Here is a 12,563-nt window from a genome sequence, read left to right on the forward strand (position 1 = left end):
AGAGATAGTGGATTTTGTTATAATAATGACTTATGAGTGGGGGTGGTCAGGAGGTGCTGACCGGATTAATTAACGTCACTTTCGTAAAAAGATCTGTAGTTCCTTTGTACTGCTATCCCATATAATTTTATCAAATATAATTTTAGCAAGTCGCTTCTTTTGTTCCATAGATTCAGTGTGTAAGAACTGTTTAATGCTATTGTAAAGTAAATTAATATTTGCTTTGTCTGTAGTATTAAACAGTTTTTCCCTTTCAAGTTTCAATAATTCTTCTTTAAGCATATTGTTTTCCTGGGTAAGTGCTTCTATTCTGCCGGTAAGAGATTTAGCGGCATCCTTACTTAACAATATCATTTTGTCTATTAAACTGTCTATTGCCTTTTTATTTGAATCCAGTTTTTTATTAATGGTTTTTATATCATTGCCTATATTGGAGACATTGGATTTCTGTTTATTTTTATTATGATATTCAACTAATTTTTCTTTGTCACGCATACTTTCCAAAAAATCATTGATTTTATTTTCAGCCATATCAACTCTGAGGGAAAGATTATCACAGCCATTTTGTCTATATCTTTTTCCACTGCATGTAAAATAATATCTTCTAGTTCCATCACTTCTTTGTCTGCCAGGAGAAACTCCCATACCGGAGCCACATTTGCATTTCATAATTCCACCGGTAAGAAAGGTAAAACTGCTTTCATGTGGATGAGGGGCAACGGTTTTTTCTTCAAGCTGGTTTTGGGCGGCAATCCATAAATTCAAATCTACAACAGCCTCATGTCTGGATACACCAACTAACATATTCTTATCTTTCCATGCTTTAATACCTTTATATCTTGGCCTTCGATTATAAGGCAAAAATCCACGTCCGTTCGGTTCTCCATAGACAGTATAGCCTCTGTTTTTCAAATAGGCTATAGACTGTTCTGTGGCCCTTAAATAGGTTGGATTGGTAAGAATACCATAGATAGTTTTAGGATTATATCTTAACCCCTTAAGCTTAAAATATTTGTGTATTTCAAAAGCGGTATAACCACTGGCATATTTCTTAAATATTTCTTTTATATTATCTGCTTCTTTTTCCTTTTTTAAATAAGATACTTCTTTTCCAGATTCTTTAACCCTTTCTATAGAATATCCAGTCGGGGCAGTTCCGCCACTCCAACGACCCATTTTTGCAAGTTCTTTCATATTATCCTTCACTCTTTGGGCAATATTCATTCTTTCCATTTCAGCAAATGAAGCCAGAAGCATCATCATCATTTTTCCTATAGGAGTAGAAGGGTCAAAACCCTCTGTAACGGATACAAGCTTCACATTTAATTTATCTAGTTCGTCAAATACATTTACGAAGTCCACTATATTTCTGGCTATACGATCTATTTTGTACACTGCTACTACGTCAAACTGTTTTAGCTTAACCAGGTGCATCATTCTTTTAAAATCAGGTCTGTTTATATTGCCTCCAGAAAAACCTTCATCCTCAAATATTTCAAATTTACATTCTTCATTTTCTCTTTCAAAGTATCTTTTACAAATTGCTATTTGATTTTTTATACTTTCTCCAGTATCTGTCTCTACTGATTTACGGCTGTATATGGCAATATTCATTTATATTAAATTCCCCTTTTTATAATATATAGAGTTAAATTTAATTTAATTAGTTTAAATTTAATCAAATCGTGGTATAATATATTTAAAAGAAGCCGTTACGGTTTTTTATGTGATGTGTTTTTAATTAACTAAGAATGCACTTATCGGAATGGGTGCATTTTTAGTTTTTTGAGTTTTTATCTTCAGCAGTTATAGAAATTTCATTTTCAGTCAACTTACCAACCGAAGACTTACCTTTAATTTCAAGTCTATCTTTTAAATATGTTCCTATAATCACCATAGCTGTTAAGCCAAGTGATGTAACACATATAAATCCTAATGCAATGATAGTTTCACTCAAATTTGCCACCTCCTCTGCTGTCAGATTAACCGCAACGACCTCTTTTGTAAGAGATAAATTCCGGGAGGTGGCTAACTAAAAACATTTTTATTCTCTTGGTAAATATTATACCATATTTTTCCCATAATTTAATAATGTATTTTATGTATAAATTAAATAAGATATTATGAGTTAAAAATTGTATTATGACCTAAATAATTGGGTTTTTTATCACTTTTAGAAGGATTTTAGAAATATGTGTAGAAATATCTAGCTGTAGGAGTCTATTAAATTGGAATAAGCGAATAAGTATTATGCTATAAGCTTATAGATATCTAGATGAAAGTTAGATATACAGGTCATTAAGTGAGGCTAAGGCGGAAAGATATATGTTTTATAGTATTTGTAATTAGTATCAGCGAGAAAGACATTACTAAAATAGTACTAAAGTTATGAGGTATTTGGGATAAAGTGTTATTTGAGTTTTAAAAAAGCATAAACTTATAATACTATACTAATTAGTATAGTAACTTCTTATCTGGAGGAGGTGATATGAATAAATACATTGAGAAACAATCTAATAAATTAAATTGTTATTATAATGGAAGAGAAGTTATAATAATAAAATATTTACGATTAATAGATACTGTTATTATAAGTTTTAAAGATGATAAACAAGAATTAAGGAGTGTTAAGAGAGCGTGTTTAGAAACGACAGATATAGATTATAAATCAACAAATTTTATTAGGGTAGATCAATTATCGAAATTATACTAATGAATAAGGAGATATTATGAATTATACAGAATTAATTTACGATGAAAACTATTGGAATGATAAAAAATGGTTTGAATTTTCCCAGGAATGTCTTAAAAACAAATTTGCGGATATAGAGTATCAATGCTTAAGTTATGAAGAAAGTCTAGAAATTGGATATAGCGGTTTCAATGAAAATGGTAATGTTTTTATTATTATTTGCAGAGGAAAAATAACTAAAGAAAATAATAAGAATATTAAGATAAAACTAAAGGATAGAATAAATAGAATAATTAATATAGGTGGGAATGGGTTATTTCCTAAAGATTTTATTATTAATTGCATTACTATTATTACACCACAAAATTTAGAATTATGTATAAAAAAGTACTTAAAAGAGCTGGAACAAAGTTTTAATAATGATAAACTTTATAGTCTAGGAGAAAAATTTAAAATTTTATTTTGGGATATACAACATTTCTCTCAACAAATCCCTATTGTTTTAAAATCAAGAGATATTTTTTATGATTTTATAAAGGGGAGAGTAACTGAAAATGATGTCAATAAATTTTCAAAGGAAAATATTGAGTATATAGACAACCTTCATAAAAAATTAGAAATCTTATTATTAGAAAATGATCAATGTGATGAATTGAATAGCATGGAAAGTAGTTATATCTTAGAGTATTTACAAGGTAAGTATTTAATTGATGATTTAGCGGAAAATGAGGAATATTTGTATGATGAATTAATGAATCTGATACATAATAACGAAAAAAGTATAAAAATAAAATCTATGAAAAAACAAAATGATAAGATTATGTATTTAGGGGATGTTACTAATGAATTAGAGAAAAAGTTAATTGAAGAATATAATGGTGTGTTTCATAAAAATGATATTTATGAAATAAATAATTATGTTATTAGTGATTGGTTAATGCGATGTCCACTAAATTTTAGGTGATATTATGAAAAATAAAATTTATGTTAAGGATAAAGAAATAATATTTAATGATGTTCCAAGACCTATACTTGCAAAATTTAGACCTATTTATAGAATTGCTATTATTGTGATGATTCTATATAAGTGTAGTAGAAATAAAACTGCATCTTTAATGAAATTATCATTTTTTAATTGGATTTTAAAATCTGAGCGGAATATGAATGCAGTTAGAATGATATTATATACAGGAATTTTACGAGATGCTATAAAAATAAATTTAGAACCATCATTTAAAAGATCATTATTACTTGCAAAAGCAGAGGGATTTGTTGAAATATACAAATCAAAATATAGACTGACTGATAAAGGCATAAAATTTGGAGAAGAGATTTTTGGTAATAAAGATATTTTTGTTTTAGAAAAAAAGTTTATGAAAGAAGTAAAAACAAAAATTGGGGAAGATAAGGTGGAGAAATTTTTAGAAATGAGGGGTTCTCAGGATGATTAGCATCAGAGGTCTAAAAATTATTATTAAAAGTGGATATGATTTATATGGAAAAAAATTTATATTTAGAAGTGATGTCGAATTGATAAATGCCGATAATTCTAAAGGGAAAAGTACATGTATAAATTGTATAATATATGGATTAGGATTAGAAGAATTGTTGGGTGATAGAAATCAAAAAGCATTAAAAAGTGTATTAAGAAAAGAATTTAATGTAAATGAGAATATACATAAAGTAGATGAATCATATGTGTATCTTGAAGTTGATAATGGGATAGAAGTAATTACCATAAAAAGATGCATTAAGTCTAGCAATGTTCACCCTGAGCTGATTAGTGTATATAAAGGTAATCTTTTAACTGGAGATGTTAAAAAAAAGGTTGAAGTCGAATATATGTATGTACATAGAAGCGGTGCTGCATTTGAAGAAAATGGATTCCATAGGTATATTGAAAAATATATGGGGTGGAATTTACCACATGTAAATTCTTTTGGTGATAAAGATGTGAAACTGTATATCCAAACTGTTTTTTCAGCAATTTTTATTGAACAGGTTAAAGGATGGAGTGATTTTATGGCAACAGCTCCAACATATTATGGTATTAAGGATTTAAAAAAGAGAATTATTGAATTTATACTTGATATGGATGTCATAAAAAATGAAATAAAAAAGCAAAAGTTAGAGGCGTCTCAACGAGAGATAGAAAAACAATGGGAAAAGATATATGATAAATTAGTTGATGAAATTAAAGATTATGATTTTTCAGTAGTTAATATAGAAGATACTCCAGAAAGTATTGATCAATCACAGTGCCATATATATGTTAGTTTAGATCAAGGTGAAAATATAAATTTAAATAGGCATATAAAATTATTAAAAAGAAAATTGTCGAGTATGGAAGATAAAATGACCCCCACTGTTAAGGATTCTTATAAAGATAACTATAAAATATTTATATCTTTGGAGGATAAAGTAAATATCATAGAACATGAATTAAGTGAATATAAAAGAGAATATAATCTGGAATTATTTAAGATAAATAATTTTAAAGAAAGAAAAAATAAACTTATTAAAGAGCTTAAAAGCTATAAAGAAATTGGAAAAATTTTAAAAATAGGAGCTGCTATAGATACATATACTAATCATAATATATGTCCTACATGTCATCAAAAAATAAGTGATACGTTATCTGAATATGGAAATGAAGAAAATGTAATGACAGTAGAAGAAAATATTAATTATATAGATAATGAACTTAAAATGTTGCAATTAGTAATTAATAATTCAATAAAGGCATTTGAGCAAAGAAAAAAAGAGATACAAAATGCAGAACAGGATTTATTAAAAAATATTGAAATGTTAAGAACTCTGAAAAATGAATTTTTAGAATGTGATGAAGTGCCATCAGAGGGGTTTATCACTAAAAAAGTACAAATAAAAAATAAAATTGAATTATATAGTAACATACTTGAAAAATATAATGAAAAAGTAAATGTATTGAATCAATTATGGAATAAGTTTAGTGATACGAAAAAACAGTTAAATGAATTGCCGCATGAATTATTCTCGTTAAAAGATAAAAAAAAGATAAAAAAACTGCTTGAGTACTTCAAGAGTAATATTGTCGATTTTGGATATATAAGTGAAGATGTTAATAAATTTGTGATAACTGAAGAAAAAGGCTATATACCAACTATTCGGGGTATAAACATAAGAATGGATAATTCATCGAGTGATTATATTAGGGCAATTTGGGCCTATACTATAGCACTTTTTCAAGTTTCTTCTGAGTTTAATGCTAATCATCCAGGAATCATAATTTTTGATGAACCAGGACAACAGCAAATGAAAGATGAAAGCGTTAAGAAACTTTTGGAGAAGGTTGTGTCAATAGAAGGTTTAAAATGTATTATAGGTACATCATATGATACTAAAAAGTTGAAACAATATAATAAGGAAATAGATTTTAAGTTAAATTATATAGAAAATAGGGCAATAGATAAACTTGTTAATTAACTACTGATATGGAAGGTGAAATAATTGACTTTTAAAAATAATGAATTATTTATAAATAGAGCAAAGAAAAATTTAAATAGAGATAATGACTTATTTGGAATTACAGATAAAGGTGATGCTATTATTAAAGTTCTACAGGGTGCCGATGAGTTAAGAGGCAATAATATGTTGGCATTGTATGGCGGATGGGGAACTGGCAAAACATCATTAATGGATTATATAATAAAAAACATAAATTTAAATATAGAGGATAATAAAGCATTCAAGCCAATATTCTTTGAAGCATGGAAGTACGAGGGTGATCAAAATTTGGCATTATCTTTATTGGAGTTGGTAATTGAAGAATTAGATAGAGATATAAAATTTAAGGAATCGAAAGAATTAATAGAAGAAGCAGGAATGACTATACTTACGTTCGGCAAAAACATTCTTTTTAATTCTAAGATTGATATTTTAGGAACTGGAATTGGATTTAATTTGGGACAAGCAGCTAAAGATACCGAAAAAGAAAGAAGTGACAAAAATCAGAAAAAGTCATTATATTATCAACATGAAGAGTTCAAGAATAAGCTTAAGGATTTAGAAAAACTTGTGAAACAAAAGTATAGTTATCTAGTGATTTTTATTGATGATTTAGATAGATGTGAACCAGAAAATGTACTGGATTTATTAGCATCTATAAAATTATTTTTTACGCATAATGAAAATTTTATATATTTTTGTGGTGTAGATAAGGAGGCTGTAAAAAATTCAATAGATGTAAAGTATAGGAGTATAATAAAATCTAATGAATATTTAGAAAAAATATTTGATATTACTTTTACTATGCCTGAATCGTTAGATCTTAATAAAATTATTAATCTGTATTTTAAGGAATCTATTGTAAAAAATAAGGATGGTCTAGAGTATAAGTACAAGAATATTATAAATTATTTCTTTAAGTTTATTGGTTTTAATAATCCAAGACACATAAAAAAAGTATTTAATAAGTTTGAATTACTAAGAAGATTTAAACATATAAGTTCAGATGATAATTTTCCTACAATTGACAATGATGAAAATGTTCTTTTAATAATAGTTACATTATATTTAATAATTTTACATGAGTTTTCTAAAGAAGTTTTTGATGATTTATTATCATATGAAAAATTTTATAGTATATATGAATTTAATGATAAAAAAACTGAAGTTTTCCAAATCACTAACAAGAACCAAGCAAAAATTAAAGATATTGTAGATGAATTATATAATGAAGAGATATGTATTTCTTTAGAAGCCATAAAAAAAATTAGTAGTCATAAATGTCCATATAATTTATTCGGTTTAATTATAACTTTTTTACCACATATAGAAAAAAATTTCAATATAAATCCACATGTTGCATTTAATGATATAGATAACATAGGTAATGTAGGCTTTGATAATTTGGATGAATTTATAAATCAGTTTTCAAATAAGGATAATGTTTTGCAAATTGGATTTTTGAGATTTTTATTATACATAAATAGACACATTAAGGAATATGGTTTAAATGAAGAAGAAAGTACATCAATAAAAAGTTTAATCTACTATATCAAGCTATATTTATAATGTACAGTTTCAAAGTATGTAGTATATTTTTGTTTATAATATTCAATGATTGATTGTGGAAATTTTTCTGTCCTAAAATAAATTAAGTATATATTTATTTTAAAATATAGTTTTTAAGATAAATATGCGGTATATGTAATCACATTAGGTAGTATTTATGTAAATTTTATTATTCACCTGAAGCCTTATTCTTCAATTGATAATCAGCCCAGGATTCTTTATCCAATGAATCGTCAAATAGAGATTTTTCAATAGACAAACTTTCTCTGTATTCTGTAGCTTCAGCTAATAATGTCCATTTTGCATTAATTCCAAGGCGTTCTATTTCAGATTTTAATTCTTTTAGTGGAACTTTGAAAAATTCCTTTCTAGGATTCACTTTATTTAATTGATTTGTTACAAATTTTTTATGTAGTTCTGTTTCCAGTTTAGGTAAAAATAAAACTTAAATTTATAATTTGAGAAGTAGCATCTGTTTTTATACAAATATTTTGAAGTAGTATTTAGCAATTGATGTAGATATGAATATTAGTAGCTCTATCTCATATCCTCTACAGCATCCCAAAAATCATTTTCATGGGTTACAATAATTTTGCGACCCTTTTTACGCATATTTACTGCTTGTTCAACTTTTCTTCCATAACATGAAAATGTCCAACATTTGTTATTATTATTACCGATTATAAGATAATCAGTTTTTAAAGATATAGTATTTTTATAAGTGCCACCTAGAGAAAAAATTAAATCTTTTATTTCATTGCGAGTTGTTTTTGAAGAAATGCCTGTGAAGCAAAATGTATTATTTGGTATGGAAATATCAGGACATACTGCACAAAGACCATCAATAGTAATTTCTTTTTTTAGTTTACTCAATTTATTTCTGTCTAAATTTATTATGTTTTCCGTGTCGATAAATTCACTAAAAAACACCTCCAGTATAGCCCTTTCTTTATCATCAATTTTGTTATCCATTAAGATTGATGTTAACAAGCTGTTTATTTCATCATAGGGATAAGTCCCCGATAGTTGTTCATTATCACCAATCCATTCACTTAAACTTCGTATCTCTCTATCATTAATAATTCCATCTGCTAATATTCCAGTTAATATTCCCTGGAGTTTTTGAATATCTGAAGTTATTACATCAAAATACACATTATTAGTAGTAAAGTTATTGCACAGCCACAATATATCTTCTTTCTCATCTTTATCTAAAATGCCGTCACTTAAAAAGTCATTTATTACTTCTATTATTTCCTGAATTGGTTTTATGGCAGAATAAAGTTCATAAGAATTACACCAAGATATCAATGATTGTACTTCTTTATCATTTATCTTATCATCTATACCTATACCAGTTAAAATACCTTCTAATGTGTGAAAGGCTTTGTCTATTTCAGCCTTTTTCATATATTTTCTATAAGAATTGTTATCGTAATTTTTTATACTTTGTTCCAATATAATCTCCCCTTATATATTTCTCTTTATATATTGTTTAACTCTTAAAATTTTTTCATAATTCCTAGATGGGGTTCGAAGTAAATTAAATATGTATCTATTTCAAAGTATGTACCATATTTTTGTTTATAATATTCAATGGCTGCTTGTAAAAATTCTTCTGTTACATTTAAATATTGTGCTATCTCATACTTGCCTTGAACACCAGCATTAAAAGCATTTATTAAATCTACTATTCCAACCAGTTTTTCATATCCCCAATTTCTAGCTAGTTTTTCTTGTTTTACTTTACTTATATTTTTAGTACCCATTATTTCTCCGTAAGTTTTGAGATGGTGGCCTAATTCTTCAGCAAGAATACATTTTTTTTCTTTAGAAGTTTTTATATTTTTGGATACTGCTATAACATTATCTGCATATAATCCTTTATGTTTTCCAATGTCCATCTCAACAACATCTATACCTTGTGATTCTATTTCTTCAAGAAGTTCATCATATGTCATAGGATCCCCCCATATCAAAAATAAACTATTTATTCTTTTTCTTTCTTTTTTGAACAACAAATTCTATGAAGTTTTTTATATCTTCAACATCATCATCCGTTATATCTTCACCGTCAAAATGTGCTGCCAATGTTTTTATTTCATTTTCTTTTACTAGTTTTGATATTTTTTCATATGGCGTGTCTTCTTTGGGATTAAGAGTAGTTCTATCATCTGAATTACCAAGCAGATAGTCTACTGATACATTAAAAAAGTTAGCTATTTCTAATAATGTTTCTGTATCTGGCTTCCTTTGATTTAATTCGTATTTTGAAATGGCTGTATTTTGCATATTAAGTTTTTGTGCCAATTCTTTTTGAGTTAATCCTTTTTTTAATCTTAACTCTTTTAATCTTACAGCAAACATAAATAATACTCCTTCCTTTAATATATATTATACATATGCCCAATTCGGGAAATCAATGTTTAAATATTAAATTTCCCTAAATGGATAATTTTATATTGACATTCCCTATATGGGGATATATAATGTATTTAACAAATAGACAGAATGGGGAATGAGGGGAGGTTAAAATCTCATGTACGATAATTTGAAAAAACTAAGGATTGATAGAGGGGTTACTCTATTGCAAATGTCTAAGTTGTTAGGGTATAATTCCCCAAATGCTTATTCCAGAAAAGAAAAGGGAGAAAGAAAATTTACCTTAAATGAAGCAAGGAAAATATCAAAGTATTTTAGTTTATCTATAGAAAAAATTTTTTTTGACTTTAGATATCCCACAATGGGTAATTGAAGTGGCACTTAGAAGTAAAAATATAGTGTGATAAATACAAATCTCAACCTACCTAACACCCTTGAGAAAAGCTATATCGGTCATATTTTTACCAGCAACAGCTTGTACCATAGTTAAATCTTTTGATATGGTACTGACATCCTTCTTTATTGATTGTACGTCACCAGAAATATTGGCTAAATCGGGCTTCATGTTTTCTTGCTCGGCTTTTATAATATCTACCTTATGTTCAAGAGCTTTGAGTATTTGGGTGTTTTCAGATGTTTGAGATTGAAGTCCATCAAGTTGAGATTTTATTGGAGACAGTTCTTCTTTTAATAATTGTTTAATAGCAGATAAAGTTTCTTTATCCATGAAATCATATCCTTTCAAATTTTATTTTAAATAGGAAAAGTAAATGCGGCTAATTCTCGGATGCAGAAAACTTATTAAAGTTTTCAAGGAAATCATAAGCTTTTTCACCTTTAGTTACAGCAGCCTTAATTGATTTTACATCACCGGATAATTCAGCAACAGCATGGGTTAAGTTATCTATTTCAGCTTTATGTACCTGTGAATTATGTTCAAGAGCTTTGAGTATTTGGGTATTTTCAGTTGTTTGGGCTTCAAGTTTATCAAGGCATTCATTAGTCTTATTTTGGGAATCAAGTATTTGTTGCAATAGTTTTTCGGTATTAGTCACTTTAATCATCCTTTTACATTATTTTAGGGATTGTATGAATTTAGATAACAACTCCAATTGTCCTGGAGTAAGGTCACGAATGGTGTCAAGTAGATTTCTAATTTCAGGAGTAATAGAAGATGAATTAAAAAAATCGCTAATACTTATTCTGAAATAGTCACATATTTTAAATAAATTATCCAAAGATGGAAGCTTATTTCCGTTTTCAATTTGAGTTATATATGAGTTTGATAAACCTAAATCAAGACTTAATTTTCTACTAGAGATATTTTTACTTAATCTTAATTCAGTTATTCTTTTAGCGACAAAAGTTACATCATTCATAATATACCTGCTTTCTAATAGTTAGCATACTTAAGTTTATTTTATTAATTTTTAGCCTTTTAAACAACGTAATTAATATAAATGCTAACTTTTAGTAAATATTTATATTGACATGCTAACTTAAAGTAAGTATAATGTAATTAAAGTTAGGAGGTGCATTTAAAAATGAACCTAAAAAATAATATTAAAAAATATAGAGCACAAAAAAATTTATCGCAAAGAGAGCTGGCAGAAAAAGTCGAAGTAACCCCTGCCTATATAGCATTATTGGAAACTGGGGATAGGGAGAATCCATCCACAAATATATTGCTAAAACTATCCCAAGCCCTAGAAGTACCGATAAGTAAGCTGTTAGAGCTAGATGAAGTAGAGGAGGTCGTGTAATGGATACTAATGCAAAAGTTAATGCAGCTGCTCCTAAAAAGCAAGTTCAGGAGCAATCTACAAGTCTAAAACGCACCAATATATTTCAAAATTTAAAAATTCAAGATGGAAGAATATATTTAGACAATTTTGAAATAAAATGTGTAAAGAACTTTGAACTTAAAGGTTCTGCTAGTGGGGTAGCAGAATTTACTGTAAAACTATTAGTTAATTCAAAAATGATTATTAATTAAAGAACTTACTACAGAAGTTGCAATTTTAGATAAGGCGTCTAATGAAAACGAACCAACCTTTAATGCAATTTCCTTGGTTTTAGACCAATTTGTATCAGAACGTATATTTGCTAGAAATTCATGACCATATGGAGATAAATCGTGTATTACACAACTTCCGCCACAAAACCAGGAAACTTCAGTAAAAAAATCTGATAGTTCACATTGGTTAATATGATACAAGACTTCATCTTTTGAATATTTCCCCAATCGTTCATATTCTCCATCAATTGGATAGGGAGTTTGAGGCTGAACACCAGGAGTTTCTTCTACAGTAAGTAAAATATCTCTAATACAATCAGGATTTAGTTTCATAGAATATCACCGTCTTTCAATGATGATAATTCTACAAGAATATGTAAAAACCTCTGGAAGAATATACTACATACTTTCTATGTT

General features: G+C 27.6%; 18 protein-coding genes. 8 read left to right on the plus strand and 10 right to left on the minus strand.

The genetic code is table 11. The annotated features are described in order from the left end of the window. Positions 1–75: 75 nt before the first annotated feature. On the minus strand, positions 76–1,614 hold the full coding sequence (locus V7Q02_RS09355) for a recombinase family protein (RefSeq protein WP_333860746.1): 1,539 nt from the start codon (positions 1,612–1,614) through the stop codon (positions 76–78). A gap of 163 nt (positions 1,615–1,777) precedes the next feature. Further along, positions 1,778–1,957 carry a hypothetical protein gene (locus tag V7Q02_RS09360; RefSeq protein ID WP_333860747.1) on the minus strand — a complete coding sequence of 60 codons (180 nt, stop codon included), beginning with the start codon at positions 1,955–1,957 and terminating at the stop codon, positions 1,778–1,780. A gap of 531 nt (positions 1,958–2,488) precedes the next feature. On the opposite strand from V7Q02_RS09360, the gene V7Q02_RS09365 reads away from it, so the two are divergent. The 5 genes from V7Q02_RS09365 to V7Q02_RS09385 are packed head-to-tail and all read left to right on the plus strand — an operon-like array spanning position 2,489 to position 7,747. Continuing rightward, positions 2,489–2,713 carry a hypothetical protein gene (locus tag V7Q02_RS09365; protein WP_333860748.1) on the plus strand — a complete coding sequence of 75 codons (225 nt, stop codon included), beginning with the start codon at positions 2,489–2,491 and terminating at the stop codon, positions 2,711–2,713. A gap of 16 nt (positions 2,714–2,729) precedes the next feature. Beyond that, positions 2,730–3,656, plus strand: coding sequence for a hypothetical protein (locus tag V7Q02_RS09370; RefSeq protein ID WP_333860749.1), 927 nt, complete (start codon positions 2,730–2,732; stop codon positions 3,654–3,656). Between the two features lie 4 nt (positions 3,657–3,660). Beyond that, on the plus strand, positions 3,661–4,143 hold the full coding sequence (locus V7Q02_RS09375) for a hypothetical protein (RefSeq protein WP_333860750.1): 483 nt from the start codon (positions 3,661–3,663) through the stop codon (positions 4,141–4,143). Beyond that, positions 4,136–6,157, plus strand: coding sequence for a hypothetical protein (locus V7Q02_RS09380; protein ID WP_333860751.1), 2,022 nt, complete (start codon positions 4,136–4,138; stop codon positions 6,155–6,157). Before V7Q02_RS09375 ends, V7Q02_RS09380 begins: the two co-directional genes overlap by 8 nt. Positions 6,158–6,181: 24 nt before the next feature. Then, positions 6,182–7,747: a KAP family P-loop NTPase fold protein gene (locus V7Q02_RS09385; protein ID WP_333860752.1), complete on the plus strand. Its 1,566-nt coding sequence runs from the start codon at positions 6,182–6,184 to the stop codon at positions 7,745–7,747. A gap of 169 nt (positions 7,748–7,916) precedes the next feature. Here the strand turns inward: V7Q02_RS09385 and V7Q02_RS09390 are convergent, their stop codons facing one another. From V7Q02_RS09390 to V7Q02_RS09405, 4 genes are all read right to left on the minus strand, one after another. Next, positions 7,917–8,174 (minus strand): hypothetical protein, encoded by a 258-nt coding sequence (locus V7Q02_RS09390; RefSeq protein ID WP_333860821.1) that lies wholly within the window; start codon positions 8,172–8,174, stop codon positions 7,917–7,919. A 110-nt stretch (positions 8,175–8,284) separates the two neighbouring features. Then, positions 8,285–9,205: a BRCT domain-containing protein gene (locus tag V7Q02_RS09395; RefSeq protein WP_333860753.1), complete on the minus strand. Its 921-nt coding sequence runs from the start codon at positions 9,203–9,205 to the stop codon at positions 8,285–8,287. Between the two features lie 44 nt (positions 9,206–9,249). Beyond that, a complete protein-coding gene (locus tag V7Q02_RS09400; protein ID WP_333860754.1) occupies positions 9,250–9,708 on the minus strand; it encodes an ImmA/IrrE family metallo-endopeptidase in 459 nt (152 codons plus the stop codon). 25 nt (positions 9,709–9,733) lie between these two features. Then, complete coding sequence (locus V7Q02_RS09405) at positions 9,734–10,114, minus strand: helix-turn-helix domain-containing protein (RefSeq protein ID WP_333860755.1); 381 nt, start codon at positions 10,112–10,114, stop codon at positions 9,734–9,736. 172 nt (positions 10,115–10,286) lie between these two features. Here V7Q02_RS09405 and V7Q02_RS09410 point away from each other — a divergent pair, with 172 nt between their 5' ends. After that, positions 10,287–10,502: a helix-turn-helix transcriptional regulator gene (locus V7Q02_RS09410; RefSeq protein ID WP_333860756.1), complete on the plus strand. Its 216-nt coding sequence runs from the start codon at positions 10,287–10,289 to the stop codon at positions 10,500–10,502. Between the two features lie 48 nt (positions 10,503–10,550). Here V7Q02_RS09410 and V7Q02_RS09415 read toward each other — a convergent pair whose 3' ends face one another. Genes V7Q02_RS09415 through V7Q02_RS09425 form a run of 3 tightly spaced genes read right to left on the minus strand, consistent with a single transcriptional unit; the run spans position 10,551 to position 11,508 of the window. Further along, a complete protein-coding gene (locus V7Q02_RS09415; protein ID WP_333860757.1) occupies positions 10,551–10,874 on the minus strand; it encodes a hypothetical protein in 324 nt (107 codons plus the stop codon). A 31-nt stretch (positions 10,875–10,905) separates the two neighbouring features. Next, the gene (locus V7Q02_RS09420) at positions 10,906–11,184 is read right to left on the minus strand and encodes a hypothetical protein (protein WP_333860758.1); all 279 of its coding nucleotides are present in this window, start codon (positions 11,182–11,184) and stop codon (positions 10,906–10,908) included. An 18-nt stretch (positions 11,185–11,202) separates the two neighbouring features. Continuing rightward, positions 11,203–11,508 carry a helix-turn-helix domain-containing protein gene (locus V7Q02_RS09425; RefSeq protein ID WP_333860759.1) on the minus strand — a complete coding sequence of 102 codons (306 nt, stop codon included), beginning with the start codon at positions 11,506–11,508 and terminating at the stop codon, positions 11,203–11,205. A 165-nt stretch (positions 11,509–11,673) separates the two neighbouring features. On the opposite strand from V7Q02_RS09425, the gene V7Q02_RS09430 reads away from it, so the two are divergent. Continuing rightward, positions 11,674–11,892: a helix-turn-helix transcriptional regulator gene (locus V7Q02_RS09430; RefSeq protein ID WP_333860760.1), complete on the plus strand. Its 219-nt coding sequence runs from the start codon at positions 11,674–11,676 to the stop codon at positions 11,890–11,892. Continuing rightward, positions 11,892–12,125, plus strand: coding sequence for a hypothetical protein (locus tag V7Q02_RS09435; protein WP_333860761.1), 234 nt, complete (start codon positions 11,892–11,894; stop codon positions 12,123–12,125). The genes V7Q02_RS09430 and V7Q02_RS09435 overlap by 1 nt, the downstream gene beginning before the upstream one ends. Here the strand turns inward: V7Q02_RS09435 and V7Q02_RS09440 are convergent. Beyond that, positions 12,105–12,479, minus strand: coding sequence for a DUF2513 domain-containing protein (locus V7Q02_RS09440; RefSeq protein ID WP_333860762.1), 375 nt, complete (start codon positions 12,477–12,479; stop codon positions 12,105–12,107). The genes V7Q02_RS09435 and V7Q02_RS09440 overlap by 21 nt on opposite strands. Between the last annotated feature and the right edge of the window lie 84 nt (positions 12,480–12,563).

Source organism: Clostridium sp. (genome assembly GCF_036781005.1).
Lineage (GTDB): Bacteria > Bacillota > Clostridia > Clostridiales > Clostridiaceae > Clostridium_B.

Excerpts from the sequence above, each read along its gene's own strand:
- V7Q02_RS09355 (WP_333860746.1), bottom strand. The coding sequence starts at position 1,614 with ATGAATATTGCCATATACAGCCGTAAATCAGTAGAGACAGATACTGGA.
- V7Q02_RS09365 (WP_333860748.1), top strand. The coding sequence starts at position 2,489 with ATGAATAAATACATTGAGAAACAATCTAATAAATTAAATTGTTATTAT.
- V7Q02_RS09370 (WP_333860749.1), top strand. The coding sequence starts at position 2,730 with ATGAATTATACAGAATTAATTTACGATGAAAACTATTGGAATGATAAA.
- V7Q02_RS09375 (WP_333860750.1), top strand. The coding sequence starts at position 3,661 with ATGAAAAATAAAATTTATGTTAAGGATAAAGAAATAATATTTAATGAT.
- V7Q02_RS09380 (WP_333860751.1), top strand. The coding sequence starts at position 4,136 with ATGATTAGCATCAGAGGTCTAAAAATTATTATTAAAAGTGGATATGAT.
- V7Q02_RS09400 (WP_333860754.1), bottom strand. The coding sequence starts at position 9,708 with ATGACATATGATGAACTTCTTGAAGAAATAGAATCACAAGGTATAGAT.
- V7Q02_RS09405 (WP_333860755.1), bottom strand. The coding sequence starts at position 10,114 with ATGTTTGCTGTAAGATTAAAAGAGTTAAGATTAAAAAAAGGATTAACT.
- V7Q02_RS09410 (WP_333860756.1), top strand. The coding sequence starts at position 10,287 with ATGTACGATAATTTGAAAAAACTAAGGATTGATAGAGGGGTTACTCTA.
- V7Q02_RS09425 (WP_333860759.1), bottom strand. The coding sequence starts at position 11,508 with ATGAATGATGTAACTTTTGTCGCTAAAAGAATAACTGAATTAAGATTA.
- V7Q02_RS09430 (WP_333860760.1), top strand. The coding sequence starts at position 11,674 with ATGAACCTAAAAAATAATATTAAAAAATATAGAGCACAAAAAAATTTA.
- V7Q02_RS09435 (WP_333860761.1), top strand. The coding sequence starts at position 11,892 with ATGGATACTAATGCAAAAGTTAATGCAGCTGCTCCTAAAAAGCAAGTT.
- V7Q02_RS09440 (WP_333860762.1), bottom strand. The coding sequence starts at position 12,479 with ATGAAACTAAATCCTGATTGTATTAGAGATATTTTACTTACTGTAGAA.